At 58.6% G+C, this 25,278-nt stretch carries 39 protein-coding genes; all 39 read right to left on the reverse strand.

From position 1 onward, the window contains the following. Positions 1 to 125 precede the first annotated feature (125 nt). Positions 126 to 1,484: a phage portal protein gene (locus tag D5261_RS27655; protein WP_119324831.1), complete on the reverse strand. Its 1,359-nt coding sequence runs from the start codon at positions 1,482 to 1,484 to the stop codon at positions 126 to 128. A 9-nt stretch (positions 1,485 to 1,493) separates the two neighbouring features. Beyond that, on the reverse strand, positions 1,494 to 1,622 hold the full coding sequence (locus D5261_RS27660; protein ID WP_301002288.1) for a hypothetical protein: 129 nt from the start codon (positions 1,620 to 1,622) through the stop codon (positions 1,494 to 1,496). A gap of 18 nt (positions 1,623 to 1,640) precedes the next feature. Then, positions 1,641 to 3,215, reverse strand: a complete 1,575-nt coding sequence (gene terL, locus D5261_RS33565) for a phage terminase large subunit (RefSeq protein WP_354673140.1) — start codon at positions 3,213 to 3,215, stop codon at positions 1,641 to 1,643. Further along, positions 3,151 to 3,795, reverse strand: coding sequence for a DUF2280 domain-containing protein (locus tag D5261_RS27670; protein ID WP_119324829.1), 645 nt, complete (start codon positions 3,793 to 3,795; stop codon positions 3,151 to 3,153). Before D5261_RS27670 ends, terL begins: the two co-directional genes overlap by 65 nt. A 7-nt stretch (positions 3,796 to 3,802) precedes the next feature. Further along, positions 3,803 to 4,462, reverse strand: a complete 660-nt coding sequence (locus tag D5261_RS27675; protein WP_218025776.1) for a putative metallopeptidase — start codon at positions 4,460 to 4,462, stop codon at positions 3,803 to 3,805. 38 nt (positions 4,463 to 4,500) lie between these two features. Further along, on the reverse strand, positions 4,501 to 4,782 hold the full coding sequence (locus D5261_RS27680) for a hypothetical protein (RefSeq protein WP_119324828.1): 282 nt from the start codon (positions 4,780 to 4,782) through the stop codon (positions 4,501 to 4,503). Next, positions 4,775 to 5,326, reverse strand: coding sequence for a hypothetical protein (locus D5261_RS27685; protein ID WP_125206358.1), 552 nt, complete (start codon positions 5,324 to 5,326; stop codon positions 4,775 to 4,777). Before D5261_RS27685 ends, D5261_RS27680 begins: the two co-directional genes overlap by 8 nt. Positions 5,327 to 5,454: 128 nt before the next feature. Further along, positions 5,455 to 5,805 (reverse strand): hypothetical protein, encoded by a 351-nt coding sequence (locus tag D5261_RS27690; RefSeq protein ID WP_125206357.1) that lies wholly within the window; start codon positions 5,803 to 5,805, stop codon positions 5,455 to 5,457. Positions 5,806 to 5,812: 7 nt separating this feature from the next. Next, entirely contained in the window at positions 5,813 to 6,007 is a 195-nt protein-coding gene (locus D5261_RS27695; RefSeq protein WP_119324825.1) for a hypothetical protein, read from the reverse strand. Between the two features lie 110 nt (positions 6,008 to 6,117). Then, complete coding sequence (locus D5261_RS27700) at positions 6,118 to 6,594, reverse strand: hypothetical protein (RefSeq protein ID WP_119324824.1); 477 nt, start codon at positions 6,592 to 6,594, stop codon at positions 6,118 to 6,120. An 811-nt stretch (positions 6,595 to 7,405) separates the two neighbouring features. Continuing rightward, positions 7,406 to 7,912: a hypothetical protein gene (locus D5261_RS27705; protein WP_119324823.1), complete on the reverse strand. Its 507-nt coding sequence runs from the start codon at positions 7,910 to 7,912 to the stop codon at positions 7,406 to 7,408. 15 nt (positions 7,913 to 7,927) lie between these two features. Next, complete coding sequence (locus D5261_RS27710) at positions 7,928 to 8,428, reverse strand: DUF1643 domain-containing protein (RefSeq protein WP_218025775.1); 501 nt, start codon at positions 8,426 to 8,428, stop codon at positions 7,928 to 7,930. Continuing rightward, positions 8,425 to 9,129, reverse strand: coding sequence for a KH domain-containing protein (locus D5261_RS27715; protein WP_119324822.1), 705 nt, complete (start codon positions 9,127 to 9,129; stop codon positions 8,425 to 8,427). Before D5261_RS27715 ends, D5261_RS27710 begins: the two co-directional genes overlap by 4 nt. After that, positions 9,130 to 9,327 (reverse strand): hypothetical protein, encoded by a 198-nt coding sequence (locus D5261_RS27720; RefSeq protein ID WP_119324821.1) that lies wholly within the window; start codon positions 9,325 to 9,327, stop codon positions 9,130 to 9,132. Between the two features lie 14 nt (positions 9,328 to 9,341). Next, positions 9,342 to 9,995 carry a hypothetical protein gene (locus D5261_RS27725; protein WP_125206356.1) on the reverse strand — a complete coding sequence of 218 codons (654 nt, stop codon included), beginning with the start codon at positions 9,993 to 9,995 and terminating at the stop codon, positions 9,342 to 9,344. Beyond that, on the reverse strand, positions 9,988 to 10,536 hold the full coding sequence (locus D5261_RS27730) for a YqhA family protein (protein WP_119324819.1): 549 nt from the start codon (positions 10,534 to 10,536) through the stop codon (positions 9,988 to 9,990). The genes D5261_RS27725 and D5261_RS27730 overlap by 8 nt, the downstream gene beginning before the upstream one ends. Next, a complete protein-coding gene (locus D5261_RS27735) occupies positions 10,523 to 10,966 on the reverse strand; it encodes a hypothetical protein (RefSeq protein WP_125206355.1) in 444 nt (147 codons plus the stop codon). The genes D5261_RS27730 and D5261_RS27735 overlap by 14 nt, the downstream gene beginning before the upstream one ends. A 13-nt stretch (positions 10,967 to 10,979) precedes the next feature. After that, entirely contained in the window at positions 10,980 to 11,990 is a 1,011-nt protein-coding gene (locus D5261_RS27740; protein WP_125206354.1) for an ATP-binding protein, read from the reverse strand. Continuing rightward, positions 11,878 to 13,038 (reverse strand): hypothetical protein, encoded by a 1,161-nt coding sequence (locus tag D5261_RS27745; RefSeq protein WP_119324816.1) that lies wholly within the window; start codon positions 13,036 to 13,038, stop codon positions 11,878 to 11,880. Before D5261_RS27745 ends, D5261_RS27740 begins: the two co-directional genes overlap by 113 nt. A 27-nt stretch (positions 13,039 to 13,065) precedes the next feature. Continuing rightward, complete coding sequence (locus D5261_RS27750; protein WP_119324815.1) at positions 13,066 to 13,869, reverse strand: hypothetical protein; 804 nt, start codon at positions 13,867 to 13,869, stop codon at positions 13,066 to 13,068. Positions 13,870 to 13,997: 128 nt separating this feature from the next. Further along, positions 13,998 to 14,516: an ASCH domain-containing protein gene (locus D5261_RS27755; RefSeq protein WP_125206353.1), complete on the reverse strand. Its 519-nt coding sequence runs from the start codon at positions 14,514 to 14,516 to the stop codon at positions 13,998 to 14,000. Continuing rightward, entirely contained in the window at positions 14,506 to 14,826 is a 321-nt protein-coding gene (locus D5261_RS27760; RefSeq protein WP_119324813.1) for a hypothetical protein, read from the reverse strand. Before D5261_RS27760 ends, D5261_RS27755 begins: the two co-directional genes overlap by 11 nt. Next, on the reverse strand, positions 14,826 to 15,473 hold the full coding sequence (locus D5261_RS27765; RefSeq protein ID WP_125206352.1) for a hypothetical protein: 648 nt from the start codon (positions 15,471 to 15,473) through the stop codon (positions 14,826 to 14,828). The genes D5261_RS27760 and D5261_RS27765 overlap by 1 nt, the downstream gene beginning before the upstream one ends. Positions 15,474 to 15,531: 58 nt before the next feature. After that, positions 15,532 to 16,197: a RyR domain-containing protein gene (locus D5261_RS27770; RefSeq protein WP_218025774.1), complete on the reverse strand. Its 666-nt coding sequence runs from the start codon at positions 16,195 to 16,197 to the stop codon at positions 15,532 to 15,534. Positions 16,198 to 16,262: 65 nt separating this feature from the next. Continuing rightward, positions 16,263 to 16,622 (reverse strand): hypothetical protein, encoded by a 360-nt coding sequence (locus D5261_RS27775; RefSeq protein WP_119324811.1) that lies wholly within the window; start codon positions 16,620 to 16,622, stop codon positions 16,263 to 16,265. Between the two features lie 13 nt (positions 16,623 to 16,635). Continuing rightward, positions 16,636 to 16,914 carry a hypothetical protein gene (locus tag D5261_RS27780; protein ID WP_119324810.1) on the reverse strand — a complete coding sequence of 93 codons (279 nt, stop codon included), beginning with the start codon at positions 16,912 to 16,914 and terminating at the stop codon, positions 16,636 to 16,638. A gap of 10 nt (positions 16,915 to 16,924) precedes the next feature. Next, the gene (locus D5261_RS27785) at positions 16,925 to 17,260 is read right to left on the reverse strand and encodes a hypothetical protein (RefSeq protein WP_119324809.1); all 336 of its coding nucleotides are present in this window, start codon (positions 17,258 to 17,260) and stop codon (positions 16,925 to 16,927) included. Beyond that, on the reverse strand, positions 17,257 to 17,766 hold the full coding sequence (locus D5261_RS27790; protein WP_301002289.1) for a hypothetical protein: 510 nt from the start codon (positions 17,764 to 17,766) through the stop codon (positions 17,257 to 17,259). The genes D5261_RS27785 and D5261_RS27790 overlap by 4 nt, the downstream gene beginning before the upstream one ends. Positions 17,767 to 18,085: 319 nt before the next feature. Then, a complete protein-coding gene (locus tag D5261_RS27795) occupies positions 18,086 to 18,421 on the reverse strand; it encodes a hypothetical protein (protein WP_119324807.1) in 336 nt (111 codons plus the stop codon). A 27-nt stretch (positions 18,422 to 18,448) separates the two neighbouring features. Continuing rightward, on the reverse strand, positions 18,449 to 18,868 hold the full coding sequence (locus D5261_RS27800; protein WP_119324806.1) for a hypothetical protein: 420 nt from the start codon (positions 18,866 to 18,868) through the stop codon (positions 18,449 to 18,451). Positions 18,869 to 18,922: 54 nt separating this feature from the next. After that, positions 18,923 to 19,522, reverse strand: a complete 600-nt coding sequence (locus D5261_RS27805; RefSeq protein ID WP_119324805.1) for a ribonuclease H family protein — start codon at positions 19,520 to 19,522, stop codon at positions 18,923 to 18,925. Between the two features lies 1 nt (position 19,523). After that, positions 19,524 to 20,000, reverse strand: a complete 477-nt coding sequence (locus D5261_RS27810) for a DUF488 family protein (RefSeq protein WP_165864640.1) — start codon at positions 19,998 to 20,000, stop codon at positions 19,524 to 19,526. After that, a complete protein-coding gene (locus D5261_RS27815) occupies positions 19,997 to 20,422 on the reverse strand; it encodes a hypothetical protein (protein ID WP_125206351.1) in 426 nt (141 codons plus the stop codon). Before D5261_RS27815 ends, D5261_RS27810 begins: the two co-directional genes overlap by 4 nt. 1 nt (position 20,423) lies before the next feature. Then, positions 20,424 to 20,807: a hypothetical protein gene (locus D5261_RS27820; RefSeq protein WP_125206350.1), complete on the reverse strand. Its 384-nt coding sequence runs from the start codon at positions 20,805 to 20,807 to the stop codon at positions 20,424 to 20,426. A 150-nt stretch (positions 20,808 to 20,957) separates the two neighbouring features. After that, positions 20,958 to 21,347, reverse strand: coding sequence for a hypothetical protein (locus tag D5261_RS27825; RefSeq protein WP_119324801.1), 390 nt, complete (start codon positions 21,345 to 21,347; stop codon positions 20,958 to 20,960). Position 21,348: 1 nt separating this feature from the next. Then, on the reverse strand, positions 21,349 to 21,816 hold the full coding sequence (locus D5261_RS27830; RefSeq protein WP_119324800.1) for a DUF1064 domain-containing protein: 468 nt from the start codon (positions 21,814 to 21,816) through the stop codon (positions 21,349 to 21,351). Between the two features lie 221 nt (positions 21,817 to 22,037). After that, the gene (locus D5261_RS27835) at positions 22,038 to 22,340 is read right to left on the reverse strand and encodes a hypothetical protein (RefSeq protein ID WP_125206349.1); all 303 of its coding nucleotides are present in this window, start codon (positions 22,338 to 22,340) and stop codon (positions 22,038 to 22,040) included. A 173-nt stretch (positions 22,341 to 22,513) separates the two neighbouring features. After that, positions 22,514 to 23,389, reverse strand: a complete 876-nt coding sequence (locus tag D5261_RS27840) for a DNA adenine methylase (RefSeq protein WP_119324798.1) — start codon at positions 23,387 to 23,389, stop codon at positions 22,514 to 22,516. Between the two features lie 11 nt (positions 23,390 to 23,400). Then, entirely contained in the window at positions 23,401 to 25,275 is a 1,875-nt protein-coding gene (locus tag D5261_RS27845; RefSeq protein ID WP_119324797.1) for a DNA cytosine methyltransferase, read from the reverse strand. Positions 25,276 to 25,278: the final 3 nt, after the last annotated feature.

The following is a 25,278-nucleotide window of genomic DNA, read 5'->3' on the forward strand; positions in this document are numbered from 1 at the left end:
AATGTCGTGAGAATCAAAGAGTTCCGATCTCACGACAGATCTATTCTTACGACAGATCTATTCTTACGACAGATCTATTCTTACGACAGATCTATTCTCTCGGCAGATCTACTCTTACGATAGATCTACTTGTCGGCGGCGTCAGGATCGTCGCTGACGCCCTGGGATCCGTCGGGCGTTGCGGTTTTTGCCGGCATCAACTCGAAATAATATCCGTCAATCTGCTCGTCCTTCTCGTAACCAAGACCGGCGCGCGCTTCGCTCAGTTTGCCGATACCGTTCTTGAAGTCGCCCCAGAAGCGTTTGTGCTTGGCGTCGAGGTCCGGCTGAAGGTCACGGACTTTGTCGTAGTTGAACGCGACGACCTCGTCCGGCGCACTCTTTTGCCCGGCGTGAAAATCGGGCAGCAATTCATCCGTGAGTGTCTCCCCGAACACGGAAAGCATCGGGATGATGCCGTTTTCGTAGGACGCCTCGCGCGCCTCTTTTTTGTTCGCGTACTTCGTGTTGCCGGAGGGAAGTCCGACCGCCATCGGCTCGATGCCGAGCGTGGCGAAGATCCGCGACTCCGGACGGTCCCCGATGGTGTCGAGCGCCATTTCCTGCGGGGTGGATCCTATGCGATCGGCGCGTACGGGAATCGAGGGCATGACCAGGCCGCCCCGGTTGTCCGCCGAAATACCTACCCGGACCTTGTCTTTCAGCTCGTCGACCGTATCCGTGTCCATCTCGGCGTCGTCGCCGACGGGGGAGATCATGATCGCGACGCCGAGGTTTTTCAGGATCGACGCGGTGAACGTCGCGATCTCGTTGTCGGAGACGACTTCGCGGAACTCAGCGCGGAAGGGGGCGTAGCCCTTCCGGTTGTTCTCCAGATCGAGACCGTTCTTGAAGTGGATGACGTTGGCGCGCGCATAGACTTCCGTCTTACCATTTGGGAGCGTGCGCTTGTAGAACTCGGTCGGCCCGTTCCCGAGCGGCGCCAGAGGCTCCATCTGCCAGTGCGCGATATACCAGAGCTGCTGAACGGACCCGTACCCACCGGACCCGCGCACCTTGACGATATAGGCGTTTCCGTCCAGCTTATAGGACGCAGCGCAGGCCTGGAGCATCGCGCGCCAGCTGTATTCGCCGTTGGGCCTGCGAAGCAGCTGAATCAGTGCGTGCCCGGGGATCGGCGTGGGCGTTCCGTCGGGATCCGAGACGACTTGAAGGCGCGGCTCCGCGACCTTGTTGAAGATATATTGGATTCCGATCGAGATCGCCGGGTTTTCCCAGAGCGGTCCCGCCTCGTTTTGCCAGTTGCGGACGCTGCCCCGGTAATACTGATGATTGCGCCCGGAGAGCACACTCCATCCGGCGTCGCCTTCGGCCGTCACGCCGCCATCCTTAATGGACAGGACCGCGTTCAAACCCCGACGGATCTGCTGGCGGAGGCCCGGCAGCTTCCCGGTATTTAGTTTTCCGGCCTTGAAGACTGCCATAAGGGATTGTTATTCCGGCTTCTTGAAGTACGCGATCGCGGCCAGAGAGCCCAGCGCGAGCACGATCAGGACGACGCCCAGTTCGGCGACGCCGCCGGCGACAGCCGTCGCATATTCGAACAATTTGAATGGCGTCATAGGTGTACTTGTCCAGGTCTACATCAACTTGAAAACGCGTTTCTTTTTGCTCATGCGCCGGAGCGCCTGCGTGAGTGCGTCTACATCGTCGTCTTTGGCGGCGTTTGGGAATGCTGTCAGCCGGTCGAGGGTTACCTTGATCCATGGATAAAGCGCAGGGTGCGGAAGATACACATTTCCGGACTCGCACATCGGAGTGACGGCATGAGCGCGGGAGACTTTATCACCTTCGGGTTCGATAGGGATGAGCCCCGGGATCTCTTTTTTCAGCGAGGAAATTACCGCAGGTCCGTTTGCCTTATCCTCAACGAGTTTCGCGAGCGCCAGCGGCCACTTCTCCGTCATCGCGCGAACGGCCGCGATCGTGGCCGTGAAATCCATGCGTTCACAAACTTGATCGAGCAGGAAGCAATCGGCTTTGACCTGAGCCCAGACCTGCCCGGCGACGAAGTCCGCGCCCTTGCTGTCTTTGAACGACATATCCCAGGACTGGAGGAGTGTTTCAAATCCCTCAGGGATCTCGATGACGGGGCTGTCAAAGAATGAGCCGTCCTCCAGGACAATGGTAATCGGCGGGAGTTTGCCGAGCAGACCTTTGGGAACCCAGTAGCGCCACCAATGGCTTTTGAAGATGATGCCGGCGGCGGGTCGCGGCGACTGCTGATGCTGCCCGGCAAAATCCGTTTCGCCCAGATCCTTTTTCAGCTGACTGAGTACTTGCTTCGTGAACATCTCCGGGAACAAGAGATCCCCATGCTCAGTCCGCGGATCTGACCAGAATTCAGTGCGCATTTCGTCTTCGCCATCATTAAGATCATTATCCTTGGAGAAGATGAATGTACGCGAACGGCGCTCCGGCTCAAATTCCGACGGCAGGCAAAGATGCTCGAAGCCGCCCTTCGCAAGTATATGTCCGGACAGATCTTCTTCATGCAAACGCTGCATGATCACGACGCGCTTGCCGCCACGCGGATCATTGATCCGCGTGGGCATCACTTTGTCCCACCAGAAGATGCACTCGTCGCGGGTCGCCTTCGAATGCATTTCCTTGGCGTTCAAAGGGTCGTCGACCACGATCTTGTTTCCGCGAAAACCAGTAGCGCGGCCGCCGACGGACATCGAAAACCGAAAACCGGTCTTATCGTTCTGAAACCAGGACTTAACGTTCTGGTCGCCCTTCATTTTCCAGTCCGGCTCGAACCACTCCTGGTACCAGTCGGAAGTGATCAGGTCTCGGCAACGAACGCTATCACGGATTGCAAGATCCACGGCGTAGGACGAGAATAGAGAGCGTTCGCGCGGATTTTGGATCCATTCCCATGCCGGCCAGAAGACACTAACTAGGAGCGACTTCATATGCCCGGGTGGGATATTAATGAGCAGGTCACGGATGTGACCTAAAGTCACCGCCTCCAGATGATCACAGATACAGTCCACATGCCAGTTGTTGATCAGCGGCATTCCCGGCTCAATGATGTGCCATGAATGCTGAACAAAGTCACGCAGATGCGCGCGGCATGCGGCTATATCACGCCGACGTCGCTCCGCTCGGATTTGTGCCGGTGTCCAGATCTCCAGAGCCGGCTTCGGCATAGATGCTTTCAAGCAATTTGAACCTCTCCTCGCTGAGCTTTGAGAGCTCCACCGGCGGTTCGTTCTTGAGAGCGATCGCGCCGCCATCCTTGCCTGTCAGTTCGCGCCGGTTCGTATAAGCGCCGCCGCGCTCTTCCGCCGCCTGCTTTGCCGCCTGGAGGAGAAGGACGTCGTTCCCGTTGATTTCGCAGCGATCGACAACTGACTGGATCTTTTGGAGCCGCACAGCGGGATTCGCGATCGGGATGTCGTCAAGGCGGTCCAGGTACCGAGCTCGTCGCTCGAAAAACAAAGCCTTCAGCGCTTCCGCCATTTCCTTTTCGCCCTGCACCGTGTTAGGGTTGTAGCGATTGATCGTCGCCTTCGGCACATCCCGTCCGAACAAATCCATAATCTCGGAGCGTATCTCTGTTGGCCCAGCGTACTGCGCCAACCGGTCGATGATATAAGTAACGATATCTGATGGCAGCGTTTTGGGACCTGGCACGGTGGAAGCCGACACCTTCGGCGAGTCGGCTTTCGCCACACCCCCCTTGGCCGCCACCGGCGGCTTCGCCGCATCTTTCCTAGGTCGTCCCATCGCACACCTAAACCATTCGCAGACAATTGCCGCACGCGGCCCGAATCGACGCCTCACCGATCAGCGGCGGCAGGTTCGAGACGCGCACCAGCTCCGCCGTCGCGCCGGCGCACGCCCCGGCGCCGTACCGCTCGGCGACACCGACAAACTCCTCGACATCATGGCCTCGGAGCGCCAGGATCGGTTTGCCGGTCGATTTGCTGAATTTCTTAATCCGGAATTGATCTTTGGCGTGAGCAATATGGTAAAGTTCGTGCTCGACCAGCGCGCAAAAATTGACGTCGGGGTTCTCGGCGGCGAACACAGCATCCAAGGTGATCAGGAAATCGAGATTTCGGGGAAACCATGCGGACAGCTGAAGATCGTGGCGCGCCTTTTGCCAGCGATTGCCCTGGCAGATCGGCTTCTCGGTCATGCCGGCGACCGCATGGCCGCCGCGAAAGTTCGGCGCATTCGTCCAGAGGAACCCGATCGACGCCGTCCGCAGATGCTGGTGTGCGGGATTGGCGAGCGGCCCATCCTCGTCGATGATCGCGCGCATGACCCACTCGGCAAGGTCCTCGGCCGGTTCGAACCGCGTCACCATCCGCCCTTCGTCCGACAGGCGAGATGGCGGAAGCGGCCGCGACAGCATCGCGCGCTCGATTTGTCGTTTGGTGGCTAGCATGTGCTATATGGGGGTAGATTCTGATGAGGGTGAACGTCTCAGCCGCCAAACTCTAGCGACTTACTCCCGCCGGGTAACTGCTCCAACCAGAGATACGCCGTCTCCGCACAGGTAATAGCTTCCGAAAGCTCGCGGTTATACAGGAGGCCCGTGCTTTTGCAGTCGCGAGCTACAGTGATGATTTTCTGCATTTCGGCGCGCAGGAAGTCGGCTTTCTCAGCAGCCAGCGATTTAGGATCGACCTCCTCAGGATCATCGGTCCACGTACAGCCAGGCTTGCCGCAAAACGGGGTCCGGATCCCGGGGGTGCACTTACACATGGTTTGCTTCCTTATCCTGTGGACGAACCCAGTGTTGCCAGCTTTGCTCTTTAGTGGAATTCAAAGCACGGGGGTTCTCAATCGCGTTGCCGACATGCCGAACAGCCGCCTCCCACGCTGTTTGAATGGCGACTGGCAGGTCATCAAACGCTGGCATAGGCTCACCGCGAAAGTTCTTGTTGCCGGTTGATGCAGCGTAGGCGCGGTATGCGCTCGCCGCCATGTCCGTCCAGGCGAAACCTGCCTGTACTTGGCACGTTGGCTGCTCATCTCCAGTCATCTTGAAACGCAGTGTCGTCAGCTGTTCGACCACAACATCCAGCGCGTCAACGGTATCGAAGATCATCCGAACCGGCGTGTTGAGTTCTGACGTGGACTTTCCTTTCCATTCACCGTAATAGCGTCCGACTTCTCCCGGCTCATGGACTATGAATGCGATTTCGTCTTCACATTCGCGGTCAAGACCTTTGCTAGGACAGATCGCAATATCGCCAGAACCGAAATGTAGAATGAGAGATCCGTCGTCTCCAGGATAACTTGGCATATTTGACGCCCTCCTGAGGCGTCTCCTGAAATGTTTACTCCGCAGGCGTCAGGAGCGCCCACGGAGCAGCGAGTACATTTTCATCGCGTCTCAATCCCTATCCGCCGCGCGCGCCGCACATCAGACGTTCAGTCAGAGCCGGCAGCGACTAGGGGATTGACGCCGTAGCCGTAGAAACCCTCGGCGTCCTGGCGCTTCTGTGCGTCGGTTCTCTGGTCCAGTTTGCCGTATCCGCCGCGCGCGGCATGCCGCAGGTTCCGAACTTGTCGCGAAAGCCGCTTGGCGTGGGCGCCGCGAAGCGACTCCAGCGAAAATCCCGTCGCGCCAGTAAAAGGCCATTTGTTCTGCGATGGCATTCGCCTGACAAGACGAGTGGAGACCTTGTTATAACTTCGCGGCTGATCGATCAGCAACCGTCTCGGCATCACACCGGCCAGTGCGCCCAGCGCCGTAATTGCGTGCAATGTTCGTGCGTTCATAATATTCCTACCGTTTACGAAGTTTATTCCAGGTGCTTTGCAGTTGATGGTCCGCCTCGTCCCGCGCCTGGCGATCCGCCTCGCGCTTCTCGACTCGCTTCATCTCCGCCGCCGCGTACTCCGTCGTGCATCCGAGCAGGATCGCCGCCGTCTCCGGCCTCACTCCGTCGCGGACAAAGCGCATCCAGACAGCAGAGTTCATGGTAGTGCACGCGATTTGAAATCAAGATCCGCCGCCGCGCGGCCAGGCGCACCAGAGGACGGCCAGCAGCATGACGGCGGCGAGAATGCCGATAGTTGCAGAGAAGACGCTCATACGGCCGCCTTGCGCTCGGCCTTCGCGCGGGTGATCAGGTCCCCGATGACGCCGTTGTGGTCGCAGAAAAACTGAACGCGCGATTTGTCTGCTACCTGCTTACCGAGAACGCACGGAGCGACAGTCACGTCGTCAAAACCGTCGATCAGTGTCGTGTGGTCCTTGACATCGAGCTTCATCATCGGGTCGGGCGCGCTTCGCCGGCAAAGATCATGCCGCTCGGCCTCAACTTCGGTGTAGCGGCGAACGTGCTTCTGGTAGCTGCGCGAGGTGGCCACGCTCTCGACGTGAAGGCTGACTTCTTTGGCTGCGATCCGGCGCATGCCCTCCAGGCGCCGCGTCATTGGCGCCGCGTTCCAGGCTTTTGCGGCGGCGAGGACTTTGCGCGCGCGGTCCACGGGAAGCTTCATAAAGAGCGCCATTCCCTCAGCGGTGATATTGGGATGCGCTTGCACGATTTGATTTGCTGTCATGAGAGCCTCACAGATGCAAGGAAGAAGATCGGGGATGAAATGAGCAAGGACAAACAAAAAGGACACACTTACGGCGTATAACCGTAAAGTGCGTCCAGCAGCAGCCAATTTTACGTCTAGCTCTCTCGACGTCTGATATGTGATTGTGCAGTGAAGGAAGGTGAACGGATCGATTATTGATCGATCAATAATTCTGGGGCCCGCGGGCCGCTGTGAGCAACCATCTTCCCGATGACAAATCGGGCGCTCTACTATATTGAGCTACGCAGGCATAAATGATTCCGGTTACCAGGAACGGCCCGCGAAGTCCGTCACTCCGGATTGCACTTTTCATGCAAGGCGCTGGTCCGAGGGGAAGGATTTGAACCCCCGACCTCACGGTTTTCAAGGCCGTGCGCTCTACCAGGCTGAGCTACCCAAGGATAAAGTGCAGTCTCTCCCGCTGTCACGCCCTGGTTAGGATTTCTCTGTACGGAGACGTCGGCGTTCGCGCTCCTGATGGGGTATTCGGTTAAATCTTAATATCCATTGATCTAAATCTAGCGGGGCGGCGCACTGATCCTAGTTACGTGACCTCGCCACGGTTCGGAAATTGTCGCCGCCCCTTTTTGTTGGGTGACTGTCACGGTTTCCTCCAGGAACGGCGAGCCTTCCGCGTGGGTGAAGGGCCGTCCTAATGCTGGAGTGATTTCATTATCACACGCCTGTTCGTATCTGTCTATAGTGTAAGCTCATTTGGTATGTTGAAAATGTGGGTCACCCACATTTTCAACAGCATAGGCGTACTTTATATTACATTACATAACGTATATTAGGCCGCCATCATCGCCTCGAACTCACCCTCGTAACGCTCTCGGTACTCTTCGCATGTACGTTCCGGGATGTTGCTGGTCCGCGCCAGTTCGTCTACCGACGGCCGCGTCATGAATCGCCGCTCTACGTTTCGGCGGTTCGTATGGTAGAGATAATGCACTTTGAAGACTTCGTAGGCGCTCACATAAACGAGTGGATGCGGCGTGCTGGCGCCGCGCACGGCCACGGGTTTCGGCTTGCCCATGATGCGCTCGGTCTTTTTACGCTCGGAGAAGCAGAAACTTCGTTTCAGGCCCGACTGCATCAGCTCGCCCAGCGATGGCCGCACGTCGAACTCGCCGGCCTTCGTTCGTTTGTAGACGAGATAGAGATACCACTTGTCGAAAACGTCCGCGCGTTCGACGTAGGGCGGCGGCACTGGCAGTTCGCCGGTCTGCGTCGCCTCCTCGATCTGCTCCGGCGTTGGACGACTCCCAGGGGTGATTTCTTTCATGATGAGCAACATAGATTTCGGTTTCCGTCAGAGCGGCTTCGGCGTTAGGTCGCCTGGCAGATAAAGCGGGTGGCGCGGCTCACCATCTTTCGTCAGGTCCAGATAGTGCAGGCGATACCCGTTGGAAGTCAGTAACGTTTGGACACGGTGCGCCCCGTTGCGGTGCGCACCGTGCGCTCCCCATGCGGCGATGATCATTCCCGCCAGAGCCGCCTGGGAGAGCAGCACTTCATCATTTATTGGTCCGATGGGATCCGCTGCGCCCTTCATCGCCTCCGGATGGCGCGCACGGAAGGCAAAGACATTCACCATGAAAAGGCCGCCGAAGCCCCATCGCTTAGCGTAGGCGCGGCATTTGCAAATGGTGGCGTCGTCTTCGGTCTCGTCCGCAGTAGACGGGTTCAAGCCAATAAACATGACCGGCGCTTTGGAAGCGTCCCAGACACGGCGCAGGACATATCGGTATTGGCGGCATTCGGAGAGTTCCGCGCTGCTCTGCTCGGCGGGATGTTCGTTTTCTAGCATCATTCGTCACGCTCCTCGCAAGTCGGGAACGGGTGCGTCGAAGATATTATTCGCCAAACCTCTCGGCGCCCACTTACAGGATCTGTAACCGAGATTGTTCCAGTTGGCAATGTTTCATCGATTACGATAGGCACACCCATGAAGGTTTGCGGCGCTTTCGGTTTTACGCTGAACACCTGCGCCAGCCCGCGCCCAATTACCATATCCTGGTTTGCTGTCGCATCCTGCTCCGTCTGAGGCGCCTCATCAGCATCAACCGTTTGCCGCAGAGCTGTCATCAATCCGTCGTGCGCCTTCAATCGCCACTGCTGTATCTTTTTGCAGCACTCCACCGGGTCCACATCCGCCTCATCAAAGCGCCGAACAATCATGGAAGCATTTGCCTGGATTACGTTGAGAGGGCCAATTGCGACGGCCATCGCCGTTCTTAACAATTGATTTTGTGCCACCGCAGCTTCCGCCCGCACTCGTTCCGCCGCCGCGACGGCGCGCAGGGCTTGGAGTGGATCAGGCCACGGCACGCGCGAAAGGTCTTTCGGATCAACGTAACCCGGCCTCTCGTCATACCAATTAACTTTATGCGAGTACGGGGCATCATCGGGATCATTATCAATTAACTCAAGAGAGCATAGACCGAATTCGCGATGGTATAATTTCTCACGCGGTTGAAAGTCCGCCGCCTGCTCCGTCGTCAGATCGCTCATTTACCAATCCCCCAGGCAACAAGGCCCGTACTCAACGCCGTTTACGATTTTCGTTCGGCTCGGCGAGTAGCTGGCGCCGCATCCGCAGCACATACCGATCTTGCCTTGGCCGTCGATTGTCGTCTCGATTTCGTCGTCATCGCAGATGCATTTGATCTCGGCGCATTCACAAAAGCGACGTTTTGCTTTCTCGACCATCAGGATCTCCTTCCCTACTCCGATGAGCTTCCGCTATCGCTAGTGGCCCCGCTCTCACTCGACGGCGATGAGGAATCGCTGGAGGACGGGGCGTCCGATTCACTTGAGGTTTCATTTGGCGCTACGTCCGGCGGTGGCGTTGCTTCGGGCGCTTCCGTCGGAGTTTTATCTCCCTCGCCAGGCGGCGTCTCCCCCTCCGACGTCTCCTTGTCCTGCGGATCCAGATCGGCCTTCTCACCCTTCTCCGCGAGTTCCTCGTCCGTCAGCGGCTCCTTAGTCGGATCCTTCGGAACGTTGATCGATACTTTCTGATCCATCGGTATCGGCGCCGACGGCGCGGCGGACACCGCTCCCCACGCCCCTGACCTCGGAAGGCTGATCGGAGCCATGGCGCTTGGCGGCCGCCCCGGCATCGTGTATGGCCGGTTATTGACTTCATAGCGATAGTACTGATTGTTCGGCGTGCGCGTGTAGAGGTATCGCTGATCGTCGTAGAAGAGGCTGCCATACGTGTGGTAATAGAGCGGCTGCGGCGGGGGATAGGCTCCCTGCTCCGTGCCGCGAGAGACACAGACGACGACGACAATCAGCACAACGACCAGCAGGAAGAAACCAATCAACCCGTAGGAAAAACCTGTAAACGCACCATTATTCGAATTTTTATTCATGTGTATGACCTTCGAGTAAACCTTCGGGCTTGTGAATAACTTCCTCGCGCGTAACCGCCCAGAGAACGAGCGTGGAAACCATGAGCACGATGTGCACCGCGACTTTGACGACGACTTCGTGGCTACTATATTTGCTCGGCTCCAGGAAGACGGGCAGCAGTCCGACCGCGCTGACACCCATCAGGGACATACTCATTTTCACCTTGAGCAGTCCCGCGCTCATGTGGCTGAGCCAGCTCGGCTTCTTCTCGCCGCTGGGGATCTTCAGTTCTTCGACGAAGGTGGAATACGACCCCTGGATGATCATAACGATCAGGTTCGCCACCATGACCTGGTCGAGCTGTGAGAGCACGTTTAGCATCGTCAGCTCCGCATCCAGATTATGGAAGTGGCGCATCAGTCCCCAGAGCGTCTTAACGAACATCAGTAGAAACGCCACCACGGAGAGCGAGAGCAAAACGTACATCGGCACCAGGATCAGGCGCACGTTAAAAATCAGGCGCTGAACGCCGGCGTGCGCCCTGGCTTCAAGAAGGTTCAATCATCACCTCATTCTCTATCATCATGACTTTCTCGTTTAGCTGATCGCGGTGCGCGCAGAGTCCCGACCTCGTATGCATAAGTAATGGATCCGTGGCGCACTGCTGGCAAGAGTGGTTCAAAATGGCGGCGATCCGAACCGCCCCATATCCAACCGGATCACTCGCGAGCGTCATCAAAGTGAATCGATCCTGCCTCGCCGCCTGAATGCGGTTTCCCTCCTCGATGACCAGTTGCGCCGCGATCCAGCGCTGCTTAGCATGCGCTTGTCCTGGCGCGTCGGATTCGATCCGGATGGCCCCGCGCGCCGCGCTGTCGGCCAGTCGGTTCAGCACGTCCGCGCCGCGCTCCAGCGACGTCAGCGTCTCCGGCGCCGCAAGGCCCAGGTCGTAGATCATCGCGCACCGCGCCAAAAACTCTTCTTTGGTCAATTTGGTATCCTTTTCAACGCGTCGCCTTCGGGCGGCCGTCATCGGTGAAGTTCGGATCCCAAAACGGATCCTCGCTGTCGGGAAGCACCTGCTGGCGGTGGTCGCTGCCGGCGATAGAGATGAGCGGACAGCGACCGTAAAGCCGGCTGACGATCCGCTCGTCATATCGATCCGTCAGCTCGTCCACCGAGAGATTGGTGGTCACGAACGTCGTTTTCTGCATGCGCCACCGATGCTCCAGCAGCTCCATGATCTGTCCGCGCGCCCATTCGCCTCTGGTGCTCACTGGCTCCGCGCCCAGATCGTCGAGGACCAAAAACTGTGGCCGCTCCACGAACCATTTACGAAGCTGGGTCGTGCTCGGCACATCCGTCTGGCCCTCGGTCCGGCTGAACGAATCGCGGTAGTAGCGCAGCAGCTCCTGCTCGGTGATATACCGGGCGTTCACGTCGCGGCCATGCCGGCGGATGATCGAGCAAAGTGTTGCGAACGCGAGATAAGTCTTCCCCACACCGCTCCGTCCCGTCAGCGTCAGGCCCTTGTGCCCGGGTGTCCACTCCTCGGCGAGGCGCTTGCAGAGACCATGCGCGAGGCGGTTCCCGTCGTCGATCCGCAGCGGCCCCAAAAACTCCGTCGCCTCGAAATTGGCCTTGCGGAAGTGAGGCGGAATCCGTGCGTCCTCCATCGCCGTATGCACGAGCCCCGCGACCCGCTGCTCACGACGTCTTTGAATATCATCATCGCCTTTGCGCCTGATTCCGAGGTTACTTTGATGGACAATCCGGGTGTGGTAGACAAGCTTGTCCGCAGCAAATGGCTTGATCATGCCCTTGTCCGCCATCGCATAGATCTCGTCTTCATAGTCCTTGAGCGTTCTTTGGGGCCGAGTGTAAGTCCCGACGCACAGGCCGTCACGGTGACGCTTCTGGCCGGAGATGGGCGAAATGGTCGCGGCGCGGCGCTGGACTTGCTCCGCAACCTCGGCCTGGGTCGTGTCTGCCGTTACTGCTGGATTTGAAATCACCTGGTTTCCCACTGGTCTTGCCTTTCTCCGCCTTGTTCTGTGAGTCGGTCTTGCTGCGCTCAATGTCGAGCGCGTTGAACGGAACGTTGCTGACGAAATCGAAATCCGTCAGCCACTTCGCCGGCGCTTTGATACAGCGCATCTCGCTTTGCGTCGGCGGCCTCGCCGAGAACGGCGCCAGGTGCATCTCGATCTGCGCGATCTGCTCGTGCGATGGCTGCACCTGATCCCAGGCGGCGGCGATCTGGTGAGGCGCCTGCTGCCGGGGATACTTCAACCGAAAACTCTCGAACGCCTGCGGCTCGTGCCGCGGTACTCCTGAAGCGGCGCGGACGGGCGACCTCGGCGGCGGCGCAGCAGTCTCTCCTGGCATCCCCGGCCACGCCTCATCGGCGGATCCCGGTCGATCGCCAAGCCCAATCCTGGAAGTCTCTTCCTGCGGCGCTTCGGACTGAGATCCGTTCTCCCCATGAGAAGCGCCTGCCTCATCCCCCATAGAGAGAGTGAGAGATTCCTGATTCGAAAGTGAAGGAGAAGGAGAACAACGCCCGCGTGGGTTATCATTTGACGGCAAGTGCGCGTCATCGCGCGCAAATGCGCGCACTTGCGCGCTGTCGTCATCATCCTCGGAATTCTGCGCTCCACTTACACCCTTTGCGCTCGGAAGCGCGGGCCATGCGGGGTTCGCCGGAAACTTGGACTGATCGCACATACGCTTGGCGGTCCGGATATGAGTCTGGAAGGAGAACCATTTGTCCGGATGGATGGCCATGTACTTTTTATTGTCGACTTCGTAGAGGCCTATGAGCCCCTGGCGCGCGTAGATCTCAATGAAAGATGCAATCTCGGGGATACCTACCAGCGGATTCATCGGCACGATCCGAGCCTTGACGCGCGCGGCCGATGCCGGCGCGCGTCCCCAGTCGTCGAAGAACGTCAGAAACCATGGCCAGAAGAGCGCCGCCATCGGGCACTCCTCGGTCTCAATGATTTCGGTTAGCGAGTCGTCCTCGCTCATATCGTTCGTGATAAAAATCTTGCGCGCCATTAGTTATGCCTGTCTGCTGGACTGATATTAGGAAATCTTCGTTGGTTGGTCCGCTACGAGCGGCTGCATCGCCGCCATGTTTTCGAGCGCTGTAAGAGCATCATTCATCGCACGCGCCGCCGCGCGTATATCCTCGTGGGCGCGGGTAAGGTTTCGACGCATGACCTTGCCGTCGATAAGGCTTAGTGTCCGTACGATTTCGCCGATCCGATGCCCGTTGTAATGGTCGATCCGGATACCCGAGACTTGTTCGAACGCGTCAAGGCTGCTCTGAAGCTGCTTGTGGCCTTCCTCGATACCTGAGCACTTCTCTTTCCAGTCTTTTTCCGCACGCTCGAATCCCAGCAGCCTTCCCTGCTCGCGCGCCGCGCTTTCCACAGCGTACAAATCTTGTGTCGCCGGCGAGAAGTTTTGCGCCTGTCGTAGAATGCCGGCTAGCATGGGCCGGGACATCGGCAGTGGATCCATTTTAGGCGCCTTGACTTTGATCACAAGCTTGCCGTTCTGAACGACCATCAGCCCCCATGTCGCCGGCAGTTCCGCATCCTTTACGATTTGGTCGTCGCCAGCGACGACCCACCAATAATCGCAGTAACGGGCGATCTCGTCGGCTTTCTCAGGTTTCTTCAGTTCGCGGAGCCAGTCATTACGGAATGTCTTAACTTCGATCCCAGAAAGATGAATTCCACGGCTTTGCCAGAACGACATTACCAGCGCATCGGCGCTGCGGGCGAAGCTGTTGCCGGTGGAACTGCGTACTTGCTCCATGAAGGCGTATTCGTTTTTCGGGTAACGGGCGCGCAGAAGCGCCATAACGTCGGCGGTCGTCATCTTCAGTCTCCGTAAAATAAAGAGGTTTATCGGGGCTCACCGTATGGACCGGGAACGCCGGCCACCGCGCCGATGCTGGATCCGCGCCGTCAGGCGCTTACCAGCAAAGAGCGCCGTTAAGAAAAACTTCAAAGCACGAGTTCCTCTGGGACATGGAACCAGCCCTGCTTGCCGCTGTAGGGGATCGGCTCCTCGAACACGCGCACCATTTCGGTCACGAAGGCGTATCGACCAGGGTTATAGTCGCCGAACGCCTCCTCGTAGTCGCCGTATCGGTGGCGCGCCGCCGCCTTCGAGGTCGTCTCGCGGCAGTCCACAATATTCACGATGCAGAGAAGCGCGGAGCAGGGCATCAGATCCCGAATGACCTTGTCGTAGGCGGCCGCTGTCCGTCCGCCGAGCGCGTCCCAATCCACGTCCTTCAGAATCGTCGCGAGGAAGACTTCCTTGAACGGTTGTTCGGCGCACTTCAGGCGCTCGCCCGGTTGGAACCGCTGGGCGGCGTGGATGACAATCGGCCCTCGGTACGTGGTTGACCAGTGGCGCGTCTCGTTGCGCTTTTCTTCGAGCGCCATCAGCATTGCCCACGGGTTCCAGAGCGAAGTCGCAGGGATGAAGCGGGGTTTGACTGGCGGGTTAATGATCACGGCGCGGCTCCTTCCGGTTGGCCGGACAAGAACGATGCAGTTTCCCGTAGGCGCGCATGGTGGCGACCATGATACTGATCTCGACCGGACTGTTGACCCGGTACGAGTCGCCGCAGTGATCGCACATCAGCGTGAAATTCTCGGACAGGCGAACGTGGTCGACGCCGCCTCGCACCGCATCCGGGTCATCCTCGTCCTCGTCCGCAGCGTCGAGGATTTGCATCTGAAGAGAGGTGATTTCGGCGTTAAGGCTTTCGATCTTCTTCCGGGCCTCGGCCAGGTCGATCTCCGATTGAGTTCTGAGCGCCATCAACCCACCGTTCCTTCCGTAGTCGTCGGCTGGTCCAGCGCCGCTTCCAGCGCCTCGCCGACGTTCAATGCGAGCAGGGCGTCCGCCATATCCGCCATGCGTTTCCTGACGCCGTCCGGAGTGCGCGCGTGGCGAAGCAGCTCGTTGTGCTCGGCGCGGGTCAGCAGGACATAGTCGCAGAGCAGGCGGTCCGCATCGGTGAGATAGCCCTCGTAGTCGCGCGGATGCATGCGCTGGATATTCTCTGGTGTGAAGCCGTGAATTGCAAGCAGTACGTGCGCGGTTTCGTCGAGCTTATCAATTGGGATCTCCGGCGGCGTCCGCAGGGCACGCTCATCACGCAGCATGCGCACCAGATCGTCGATCAGGATCTGCTTCTCTTCCAGAAACGCCTTAATATGCCGGACGACCATGCCCGGATAGTCCCACAGACCAGGATGGCCAGGGTAGACGATCTCCCAGATGGCGTTGAAGTCCTTTGTGTGCGTGCGCCGATTATCCTCGATCTGGGCTTCCAGGTCTCGGATTTTCTGCTGCGCCTGCTCCAATGCTTGATCCCGTTGCTCAATGGCTGCGTTCGCCTCCGCCAGATCGATATCCGCCTGCTGTCCAAAGTCCATGACTCTCCCGTCCTCTTTCTGATTCATATGTTGCGATCCAGGACGTCTTGCCGGAGCAGCGGCGGCCGCTCCGGCGTTCGCCCGCTTATGCGCGAGCCGGCCAGTTCCAGGTGCCTGGCGCTGGCGTCGGACTGTCGTCGAAGAGAACGCTGGTGCGCCACTCGACGTTCATAAGCGCGTCATTTGGCCCGTCGGTGAAGACTTGAAGCTGCACACAGCCGCGAGACGTCTTGTCTATGGAATTGCGGTTCCAAACGCGGACGACCATTGCGGGGCGAATTTGCCCAGCGCTTGGACCATCCGGCAGAATGTAGTGAACGACCCGGCCTTCGGTGAGGCCGGGAATGGGATCGGTCGTTATTGGCTTTTCAGGAGGCAATATGGTAGCGTTTTGGTTTATCGGTAGAAGCGCGCCGACGATTGCGCAAAAGACTTTATCTTTATATTGCTGGACTTCGGGAAGATCGGCATATGGCACGAGGCAGGGGTGTGTCTTCTTCTCCGCGTCCTTGACTTCTCCATAAACCCAACCGTCGGCGATCTTGTATTCGCACCAATTTTCGTGCATTTGAGCTGATGTAATGCCTGGATTATCGAGATAAGCTCGAACGCCTGCAACCGCCGATTGCCGCTGCCATTCCTCGGCATCGTTCCAACTGACCTGGCTAGTGTCGCCGATAGCCTCACACAAACCGCGATTGGCTTCATGGCAGACTTGTGCAACTGCCGACACTTCGATGCTATTTGCCATTTGTTTCTCCTTCGCGGCCTTTCGGTCTGCATCGCCGCCGGCCGATTCACGGCGATGACACTTGATTAGTTAGCAACTTCCTGCACCGAAATGATATTGCGATATATCGAGAAGAATGGATTTCGCCATCCGATGACCTCAAATCGATAGGTGTGTCCGGCGGTAATCTGTCCGTAGACATCGCTGGAATTGAACTTGCCATTCAGGAGCGAGTCTTCGTCTTCCAACGTCTCGTGATCCGTGTAGATCAGGTATTTGTCATGGTCACGGTCAGAGCGCTTGATGGCCTTGTCGACCACTTTAGCGGTAATCGTTTCTCGGTGCGCATTGCGGACAAGGCCGCCAGCTACGCCGAGCGCGATCACCAGAAGAAGGCAGCCACAACTGAATTTCGCGTCGCCACCCGATGATTTCTTCAATGTCAAATCGTCCTCTCGTTCACCGTATCAAAGTCGCCAGCCGCGCGTTCACGGCGTCATAGAGCGTCATACGCTGCCCGTCCGGCCGCAGCACGCAGGCATCCCGCGAAGGCCATCTCCCGAGGCCGCAGCCACCGGCCAGCGTGAAGCGCGCCGGCGCATAGTCGTGATCGTCTCCAGCAACCTTGATCAGTGTCGGGATCGGCGGTGCCCCGGGTAATAACCGTGGCGCCTTCAACCAACCGTTGACCGTGGCGACATCCGGCGCGGGATCTGCGAAGAGATCAAGCTGATCCATCGCCGGCCTCCTAATCGATCCCCCACCAGGCCACCGTGACGGGATATGCCTCCGGATGGTCTGAGGGAACGATATGGAAGGTGACCAGGTCATTCGCCTCATCATCCTCGTCCCAGAAATAGTCGTGCGCGGACGTCGCCGCGAGGGCCACGGTGCAATCCGCCTCTTCCATCAGGCAGAAATCGCTGCTCGCGCTCCGGTCGTGGAGCGCGGCGCTCAGAATGTCCTGGAACTGCTCGGGGGCGATGTGTCCCTCGACATAGGCGCCGACGATCTCGGTCTCGTCGCTGCCGGAGTAGAGCGCCTGGAGGAGCACCGTTCCAGTGGGTGTGGTAATAAATGTCATATCGTGTCCTTTCGAATTCGTTCGATAGAAATGAGCGGCTGATCGCTTTCGATCACAATGTCCCAGGCGTCGCCATATCGCTCGGGGTGCTCGGACCAGAACTGTTGCCTTATCGCCTGGCGCATCTCGCTTGCCCGGCGCGCGGCCATCGTGCGCGGATCGCCGTCATCTTGTCGCGGGATCAGCAGACGCATTCCCTGAAGCAGACTTCGAAGGACGGCCATATTATTGAACTGTGCTCGCCGCGTCGCGATCGCTTCCGGAGTGTCCGGATCGGTGCTCAGCACCGTGTCCCGGATGGAATAGGAGATCGCCTCCTCGACTTCGGCAATCTCTCCTCGCTGAACGGAATCGTAAAGGTCGAGCGCGTGATCCATGACCCGCGCCTGCGTTCCCGTCATGCGCACGAGGTATTCGCTCTCGCCTGCGGGCGTATCGCGCCGGGATGCATTCGGGAAGATCCTGGACACATGGTCTTCGAAGACCGCGTACGCCCGTAGGTTCAATGTTAATGCATCCCACTCAATATGGCAGCCTTCACGAAACGGCGTAAGCACCTCATATTTCTCAGCGTATGAGGTCAGTTCACGTAAGTAGTGGCCTTCGATAGGGCCACTGCATTTCGTTTCGCCGATCGGCAACCGCAGGAACCCGTTCGCAAAATCCTCACGATCCTCGCGAACGTCTCCCTTCCGGATCGGCAGGCGCAAATAATAACTGGCGATCGCATCAGGAGGGCAGTTATCCCATTCAATCACCAAAATTGGCTCATCCTTGGGAAGCTTGGCTCATCCTTGGGAAGCTTGGATAATCCGATTTCAGATATCACGCGCGCACCGCCTTCGCGCTCTGCGGCGCTTCCAGATACTCGCGCTCGGCCCCGGCCCACAGGTCCTCATAATCGGGCTTCGGTTTTTCGACCTCGACGCGCCGGGCATGAAGACTGAGGTCCGACCAGTTCATGTTGTTGCTGGACCAGTCGCTCAGCTCACTATTGCTGCCCAGCGTATAGGCGAACTCCTCATCGAACATCTTCTGGTAGGCGAGTGACCCGCGCTCGCCTTCGTCGATGGCGTAGCTGTCCGCGCGGTGCCTGGCGACGACCTCGGCGGGGATGTCGAACATCTCGCCGTTCTCAAGTTTTACGCGCATGATTTTCATGGTCTTGTTCCTCTCCGGCGGCAAAGGTCAGTGTATGTGGGGCGGGTTGGGAGCTTCGCGGCGCGGGACAAGCGCGTTGATCGAGTCCAGTTGCCGCTGCAACTCCTCGATCTGACGGGAGATCAGACTGCTGCTGTGCTCGTAACCTTGCCGATGAATCGTTCGAACTTCAATCATCGCCAGGTGGAACGCCTCGGTGCAGGCGCGGCTCTCTTGCTCCGCCTCGATCAGCTCGGCGAGATCGGCTTCGCCCTGCAAATGTCGCTCGAATAATTGCGATCGGTGAAGAAAGGCGCAGTACTGGCGGTCAGCCGCTGCGTCAGCCGCTTCGCCGGCGGCGCGCATCGATTCCGCGATATTCTTGGAATACAGCATGGCCTCCAGTGCCTGCTGACAGCCGTCGCGCGCCTCCGCGATCTGCTCTTTTGTGAATGAATCGTCGAACATAATTTCAAATTTCCTTTCCGTCAAAAAGGCCGGGCTAGGCCGGCGTCGTCAATATCAAGTCATGTCCGTCGAAGCAACAGCAGTAAGAACGCGCCGTTTGCGGACAGTGTCACGTGTTGCCTCAGGCTTTAACCCCATCGCTTCCAGCAGATCTCCGTTCGCAAGCAAGTATTCGCGCCCGATCCGCCCACACTCTTCGTCGCAGTGCTGGTTATGAACGCTCACCGGACCGCCGCGCTTGCCTTTGTTCGCGGCGAGGTGCGCGGCCGTTGGATGCCCGTCCAGCAGAACAGTCTCGATCTGTCCGAGGCGCGTGACGGCAAGGCGGGCCTTTGCGATCAGCGGCGCCGGCACGTTTTCGGCGTTGTACTCCCAGAACGTCCAGCCGAGCGCGATCTTACTGTCGCAGTAAACGGTACCACTCCAGCCTTCGGGAAGCGAGAGAAGGCCTTTCGTCAGCGCAATCATCTCGGTATTGTTGTTCGTGACCGGAAGATAGAAGCCAAGCTCATCCTTCATAAAGGGCTTCACCACGCCGCATTCGCTGTGAATGCGCTCGCCGCTCGCGTCCACCTGTGCCCATGCCCAGGTTCCGCCGATCAGAGATGGGTTCTTGCGGATGACACCGCCATCCGTATACAAAGCCGCGATCATATCAATCCTTTCCCGCCCACGAATCGACTTCCGCCCAGTCGTAAGCCGCCCAGAGAATCCCAGAGGCGTTAGCCCCGCGCGCCCACATGATTTCAAAAACTCGCTGATCGTATTGATCGATCAATAATCGCGCAACGTTGGATCGGTGGCATGTCTCCGCGTTCCGGCACCCACACATCAAAATCACGGAATGCGGATGCTCAAGGACATACTGCGCTCCGGCGGCGGCGTCGACCAATTCGATCTGGCGGCTTCCGTCCGCGTTCGCGGGCTCCCGGTAGCGCTTATTGCCAAGCTGCACGCAGCGCGCATAACGATCGCCGAGAAACTCGCGAAGGGCTCCATGCCGCCATTGCGGATGCGCGCTCCAGGCGCGGTACCGGATGTCCACAATCGTCGCGTCCAGGCGCTCCGCGATCATCAATAGGTCCGCCGGCTTGCGTCCCTCGTAGCCCATCGTGTAGACCGTAGGCGTCATGGCGACCGCCTCCGGGAATTCTCTAGCGCCTCCTCCCATCGCACCTCTGGGACGCCCAGGAACAGGCGGGCTCGGTTGCGATAGCTCCACTGCAGCATGGGTCCGCAATCATCAAAACCCGTTGGCTCATTGTCGTTGAGTGGGATTCGGCGGCGATAATACTCATCTGCAAGCCAGCGCGCATGCCGGTCGACTTGCTCGTCGCTTTCCAAACTCACCGGGGCTTCCGTACTGATCGTCACGTAAATGGCTCGATGCGAATGATCCTCACACGTGAAGGCGATTCCGCCCTCCGGAAACCGCTCAATCTGGTCCCCATAGCTTTCCGCCAGAAGCTGCGCGCTGAAGCCGTTGAGATGAGCATTCACGACTGAATGTAGGTTCGCGCAGAAATATCCGATATTGATGACTGCCTTTGACATATCACGCTCCCGCCGCGTCGATGATCGCGGACGCCTCAGAGACTGTCATCCCCGCCGCCTGCATCGCCGTCGCATGTCCGTAGCGAAGCAGGTAACACTGCTGCCCCGTCGTCGCGAGGTCCGCGCTGCGCTTGCGCGGCTGTGTCAGGAAGACCGACGACGGCGGCGCTTCCGAGATCGGCGGACGCGGAACGAATGGCTTCGCGCTCACGCGGTGATGGCATTTGCGACAGGCCCATCCGCGATCGACCAGCGTCAAATCCGTCTTATGCGTTCCGCCCGGCTTTGTCTGGACGCCGCAGACCGGCAGGCCGTCCTCGCCGGCGATGTGCCAGGTGCGATGCTTCGCCGCGCGGTAATAGCGGCGGGTGATGATTTCGCTCAATAAAATCTCCTTCAACGCAGGACCTTCGGCATTTGGATATGCTTGCGTCATCTAAGCAAGCAAGCGATATTTCACTTTCCGGCCCTGTACATTCCCATCGGGCAGAGGTCTCTGGGCACAGGATTGTACAGTGATTTGCTGCACGGCGCTTCAGCCGTAAACGAGTTCCCTTTCCTGAGCCGCCGCCGGCGCGCTCCGTCTCTTATCTTCCACGACCCGACGATACGCAAAGAGCAGACGCTCCGCCGGAAGCGCGTTCAGCGCGATCACCTTGCCCTCAAACGTTGCCGGGTCGAAGTCGCCTCTCGTGTAGGCGTCGACCGTGCGCGCCCAGTGGCGCAGCAGCTGGCGCGTCCAGTCTTCGGGCGTCACGGTCCCAGGAACCACCGCGCCCTTCGCCCCGGGCTGTCTGCCGATCGTACACGCGGGCTGCTTCTCGAAATCGATCCACGGCCAAAGCACGAGATCGCTGTCGCGGGTGCGCAGATACCGCTCCGTCCAGTTGACGATTTCCTCGCATGGCCAGGGCTTTCGGGTCACCTTAGACCTCCTCGATCGTGATGCCGTGTCGCGCTTCAATCAGGCGCTTCTTCAGCATGAAGACGGCTGTTCGAATACCCTTCGCATCTTCCACTCTCTTCTGTCCGCTCTCGATCCAGGTGTAGCGGAAGTCGGCGATGTATTCGAAGATCAGCCGCTCGCCTTCGAAAAAGCGATATGGGACCTGCATCTCCAGTCCCGAAATACTGCCCGCGATCTGCATCGCTTTCAGCAGTCGGTAGCGATTACCCTCACGCTTGGATGCGAATGTATAGCCGTCGATTTCCACCGGTTCATTGCGGTATTTAGGCTTCTTATCCACGTCCGTCTGAGCGCCTGTAGGATCCGTGCGCGCGCTTCCCGACTTGCTGGCAGGGAGTGGAATAGCGGCGACGCCCATCTGTGCGCGGATCTGCTCCGCCGCCTTCGTCCCGTACTTATCGATGTCTCGAATGTCGATGCCTGCCATGTCGATGTCGTCCTATCACCAAAATCAAGACTCGTGTCCGAAATCTGTTCTCGCGGGCCGCATCCCCGGCGAGGCTCCCACTTCTTGCGGCCCGCGAGTGTTACTAGAATCCGCCGGCGTTCCATCTGCTCGCCGGGGCGCCTCAATCCCCCGGTCTGGCGCTGCTCGTTTAGATTTATCCAGGCCGCCGCCCCGCCTGAAATCGCAAATTCAAGATTTCTTTAATTCCTATATTCGAGAATATGAAGGCCTGCTTTCGTGAAACCGCAGAAACTCCATCCGGCCATCTTGAAGCAGTATCCAGGGTTTGCGCTCTGTACTTTCTCCGCGTTGACGAAGGTGAAGAACCGTTGCGGTTTCCATTTCACTACCGCCGCTTCCACTGCCTCGCGGATCATCAAACTGGACTGCACGGATCCTTCATTGCGGAATACGCTGCACTCCACGCCCCACTGGTCGTCTTTGCGAAACTCCTCGCTGCGCCAGACGAATAGCGCGTCACCGGTCGCGGTGATCAGTGTCATGTCCTCGCCGGGCCCCGCGATTCCGGAGGTATAGTGCGTATCCTTAGGCTTCGGGCAGCTATAATGCCGCTGGAAGAGCGGAACTACATTCACATCGCAGCTTTTGGCTCGGTACCAGTGATCTGAGACGCGGACCAGTCCGCTCTCCGCCGGCGTGAAAAGCGCGGCGGTTCTCACGCTCTCACCTCGAGCTCTAAAGATTGCTGACCACGGGCCTGGGCCGCAGCAGGATTAAGCCACAGAGATTCCATGCGCGTTGCGCTTCCGGTATTGCTCGCGATCACGCCGGCGCGGTCACATCGGATCCAGTTGTTGAAGATCTCATCGTAAAGGTCGCATCGATATCCGCTCACGATCACCATTGCCGCGCTCGAGCTCAGGGCCGCCGCCATGGTTCGGTGATCGTCATCGGTCATCTCATGCGCGTACGCTTTCTCCCCTGGCCAGCGTAGCGAAGACCTGGTGCTGCGCACATAGGGAGGATCGCAATAAAGCAGCGTCTCGGGAGTGGAGTGCGATTGAACGAGTTCAATCGCACTCCGGTTCTCGATCGTCACGCCGCGCAGCCGCTGCACCACGGCTGGCAGCGCGGCCGGCAATCCCGCCCAGTCCGCCGCCGGCGTCATGTAGGAGCGGTAGGCATAGGATCGAAATCCTGTTTTGCTACCCTTGCCCGACGCACTGGACGAAAAACCCATGAAAGACCGGACCATCAGGCGGCGAGCGCGCTCCACGGGATCCAGGATATTGCGATCGTAAGCGGTGTCGAATTCGGCGCGCGCGAACGGCGTCAGGCGGATCGCATTGATCAGATCCTTCGCGGCCGCCGGTTCGCGCAGCACGCGGAACAGATTGACGACCTCCCCGTCCAGATCGTTGATCACCTCGCCGAAGGCGCGCGGCTTCTGGAGAAGGACGGACGCGGCTCCGCAATACGGCTCGACGTAAACGCGATGAGGCGGCATTTGGCTGATGATCCACGACGCAAGACGCCATTTCCCACCGTGATATCTCAGGACAGGGCGTCGGCATTTGGCGTCTGCGTTCATGAGATCTGATTTCATACAGCCACCGCCATCAACGTCTTGAAGATCGTTGTGCAAAGCGCCTCTGCGGTCGCAACAGGAACCGCATTGCCAATCTGCTTGATTTGCGCCTCGCGCGTCCCGGTGAAAATATACGACTTCGGAAATCCCTGGCCGCCAGCGAGCTCGTGCGGCTGGAGCATCCGGTAAAGAATGTCGAGGTAGCCGACGACGTCGCCTTTGTCGATCAAGTGATGATATTCGGGCGCCACCAGGGCGAACCGGTCGTTCCCCGTCGCGGAGAGCAGCGGCTCGTCCACCGAATGCGCGCCGCCGGTCCCGTTATAATTGATCAGGAATGGCGTATGTTGTCGGATTACAAGATTAGGCTCAGCGATACCCAGGCAATTCGAAGTGTCGAGAGCAGGGAGCGGCGAGCCAACCGAAAGTACGCGCCCATCACCGTCGTTTCGCCCCTGGTGCGAGCCATGATATTTCGTCATGAACGCCGGCATCGTCTCGTTCCATTCAGGAACAGTTTCGATCAGCGCCAGATGTTCATAATTCGAGGTGACCGCTGGCAGCGGGGCGTCGAGCGAGGCGGCGTCACTTCCTTCGTAATATTTCACGAGGAAGGCGTTAACCGAGTCGGTTACGATCTGAGGCTCCGCAACTCCCATGATGTTACCGGTCGTCAGCGCGCGCATGGGAACATCCATCGGATGTGCGTCCGCATTCTTGCGATTGACCACCATATAGGGCTCCAGTAACGCCAGTTCCCCACGTTTGGCTCCAGTAACGGTGAAGAGCGGCTTATCCACGCCCCGGCATCGATTCCCGGATCCCGTGTGCGTGATCGGCGCGATGTAGGGCTCGGCGACACCGAACTGCCGGCGCGTCATGATCGTTGGGAACGGTTTCTCCAGGCTGTAACCATCACGATGGTTCTGGAGCACGACGAGAAACGGCTGGCAGATCGCTCCGGCGCCGTGGCTGGTGACGGCGGACAATGGCGAATAAATCGAGTGCGTACGCGGCTGCTGCCCTTCTCGCTCCCCGAAATTCGGAACAAGGAATGGCAATCCCGCGAATTTGTAAACACCGGCGTGGATGCGCTTCATCGTCGCGGCAACGAGGTTTTTTTTGCCCTGAGCCGGCCGATCGTAGATCGATGTGCCCTTCAGTTTCCAGTCGATGATGTCACGGGCGACAAGCTGAGCCTTCTTCCCTGGACGCGACGCGACTTCAGCGGCGGGAACGTGCGTAATTTCCGGCCAGGCAGGCGCGATACCGCCGAGCCGGGCCTGGATGAACAGGCGTTTGCGGCTGGTTGGATCGCCATATTCGCAGCAGGTAAGCACCTTGAATTCGACGGTATAGCCAAGCTCCTCCAAGTTGCGGATAAAGTTTCGGAAGAAGCGGCCTTCCTCTTCTTTGATCGGCTTCCCGATCAAGCAGGATTTCAGGTGCTCAGCGCCTTCCTCCACCCCACAAGTGCAGGGATGAAGCGGCCCCCATTTCTGGAATTCCGGCACGTTCTCAATCAAGATGTGGTGAACATACAGCGCGTCTGCCCATCGAAGGATGTCCCAGGCGCTTGATCGCTTTTGTTCGCTCTTGGGCTTACCCCCGCGCGCATTGGAGTGATGGGTGCATTCCGGCGCCGCGCAAAGAAGATGGACAATCCCGCCTGGGACAAGCTCGCGAGGATTGGCGCCGTCCACCGGAGCGCAAATATGTGTGGCCTCTGGATGATTGAGCGTATGCGAATCGATCGCGACTGGCCAGTGGTTGATCGCGAGAAGCGCCGCCGTATAGCCAACCTTCTTGGCGGCATTGCGCAGACCTTGACTGATCCCGCCGGCCCCGCAAAAGAGATCCACGCAAACAAATGGCTTCTTAGGAGTCATGGA

The sequence above is a fragment of the Capsulimonas corticalis genome, assembly GCF_003574315.2.
Taxonomy (GTDB): Bacteria; Armatimonadota; Armatimonadia; order Armatimonadales; family Capsulimonadaceae; genus Capsulimonas; species Capsulimonas corticalis.

Excerpts from the sequence above, each read along its gene's own strand:
- D5261_RS27795 (WP_119324807.1), bottom strand. The coding sequence starts at position 18,421 with ATGAAAATCATGCGCGTAAAACTTGAGAACGGCGAGATGTTCGACATC.
- D5261_RS27780 (WP_119324810.1), bottom strand. The coding sequence starts at position 16,914 with ATGGATCAGCTTGATCTCTTCGCAGATCCCGCGCCGGATGTCGCCACG.
- D5261_RS27670 (WP_119324829.1), bottom strand. The coding sequence starts at position 3,795 with ATGGGACGACCTAGGAAAGATGCGGCGAAGCCGCCGGTGGCGGCCAAG.
- D5261_RS27745 (WP_119324816.1), bottom strand. The coding sequence starts at position 13,038 with ATGGCGCGCAAGATTTTTATCACGAACGATATGAGCGAGGACGACTCG.
- D5261_RS27685 (WP_125206358.1), bottom strand. The coding sequence starts at position 5,326 with ATGCCAAGTTATCCTGGAGACGACGGATCTCTCATTCTACATTTCGGT.
- D5261_RS27720 (WP_119324821.1), bottom strand. The coding sequence starts at position 9,327 with ATGGTCGAGAAAGCAAAACGTCGCTTTTGTGAATGCGCCGAGATCAAA.
- D5261_RS27715 (WP_119324822.1), bottom strand. The coding sequence starts at position 9,129 with ATGAGCGATCTGACGACGGAGCAGGCGGCGGACTTTCAACCGCGTGAG.
- D5261_RS27785 (WP_119324809.1), bottom strand. The coding sequence starts at position 17,260 with ATGACATTTATTACCACACCCACTGGAACGGTGCTCCTCCAGGCGCTC.
- D5261_RS27815 (WP_125206351.1), bottom strand. The coding sequence starts at position 20,422 with ATGTCAAAGGCAGTCATCAATATCGGATATTTCTGCGCGAACCTACAT.
- D5261_RS27770 (WP_218025774.1), bottom strand. The coding sequence starts at position 16,197 with ATGGCAAATAGCATCGAAGTGTCGGCAGTTGCACAAGTCTGCCATGAA.
- D5261_RS27725 (WP_125206356.1), bottom strand. The coding sequence starts at position 9,995 with ATGAATAAAAATTCGAATAATGGTGCGTTTACAGGTTTTTCCTACGGG.
- D5261_RS27710 (WP_218025775.1), bottom strand. The coding sequence starts at position 8,428 with ATGATGCTAGAAAACGAACATCCCGCCGAGCAGAGCAGCGCGGAACTC.
- D5261_RS27840 (WP_119324798.1), bottom strand. The coding sequence starts at position 23,389 with ATGAACGCAGACGCCAAATGCCGACGCCCTGTCCTGAGATATCACGGT.
- D5261_RS27695 (WP_119324825.1), bottom strand. The coding sequence starts at position 6,007 with ATGAACTCTGCTGTCTGGATGCGCTTTGTCCGCGACGGAGTGAGGCCG.
- D5261_RS27810 (WP_165864640.1), bottom strand. The coding sequence starts at position 20,000 with ATGACGCCTACGGTCTACACGATGGGCTACGAGGGACGCAAGCCGGCG.
- D5261_RS27700 (WP_119324824.1), bottom strand. The coding sequence starts at position 6,594 with ATGACAGCAAATCAAATCGTGCAAGCGCATCCCAATATCACCGCTGAG.
- D5261_RS27845 (WP_119324797.1), bottom strand. The coding sequence starts at position 25,275 with ATGACTCCTAAGAAGCCATTTGTTTGCGTGGATCTCTTTTGCGGGGCC.
- D5261_RS27760 (WP_119324813.1), bottom strand. The coding sequence starts at position 14,826 with ATGGCGCTCAGAACTCAATCGGAGATCGACCTGGCCGAGGCCCGGAAG.
- D5261_RS27800 (WP_119324806.1), bottom strand. The coding sequence starts at position 18,868 with ATGTTCGACGATTCATTCACAAAAGAGCAGATCGCGGAGGCGCGCGAC.
- D5261_RS27765 (WP_125206352.1), bottom strand. The coding sequence starts at position 15,473 with ATGAATCAGAAAGAGGACGGGAGAGTCATGGACTTTGGACAGCAGGCG.
- D5261_RS27655 (WP_119324831.1), bottom strand. The coding sequence starts at position 1,484 with ATGGCAGTCTTCAAGGCCGGAAAACTAAATACCGGGAAGCTGCCGGGC.
- D5261_RS27830 (WP_119324800.1), bottom strand. The coding sequence starts at position 21,816 with ATGGCAGGCATCGACATTCGAGACATCGATAAGTACGGGACGAAGGCG.
- D5261_RS27805 (WP_119324805.1), bottom strand. The coding sequence starts at position 19,522 with ATGATCGCGGCTTTGTATACGGATGGCGGTGTCATCCGCAAGAACCCA.
- D5261_RS27690 (WP_125206357.1), bottom strand. The coding sequence starts at position 5,805 with ATGAACGCACGAACATTGCACGCAATTACGGCGCTGGGCGCACTGGCC.
- D5261_RS27705 (WP_119324823.1), bottom strand. The coding sequence starts at position 7,912 with ATGTTGCTCATCATGAAAGAAATCACCCCTGGGAGTCGTCCAACGCCG.
- D5261_RS27750 (WP_119324815.1), bottom strand. The coding sequence starts at position 13,869 with ATGACGACCGCCGACGTTATGGCGCTTCTGCGCGCCCGTTACCCGAAA.
- D5261_RS27835 (WP_125206349.1), bottom strand. The coding sequence starts at position 22,340 with ATGACACTGATCACCGCGACCGGTGACGCGCTATTCGTCTGGCGCAGC.
- terL (WP_354673140.1), bottom strand. The coding sequence starts at position 3,215 with ATGCCGAAGCCGGCTCTGGAGATCTGGACACCGGCACAAATCCGAGCG.
- D5261_RS27680 (WP_119324828.1), bottom strand. The coding sequence starts at position 4,782 with ATGTGTAAGTGCACCCCCGGGATCCGGACCCCGTTTTGCGGCAAGCCT.
- D5261_RS27660 (WP_301002288.1), bottom strand. The coding sequence starts at position 1,622 with ATGACGCCATTCAAATTGTTCGAATATGCGACGGCTGTCGCCGGCGGC.
- D5261_RS27675 (WP_218025776.1), bottom strand. The coding sequence starts at position 4,462 with ATGCTAGCCACCAAACGACAAATCGAGCGCGCGATGCTGTCGCGGCCG.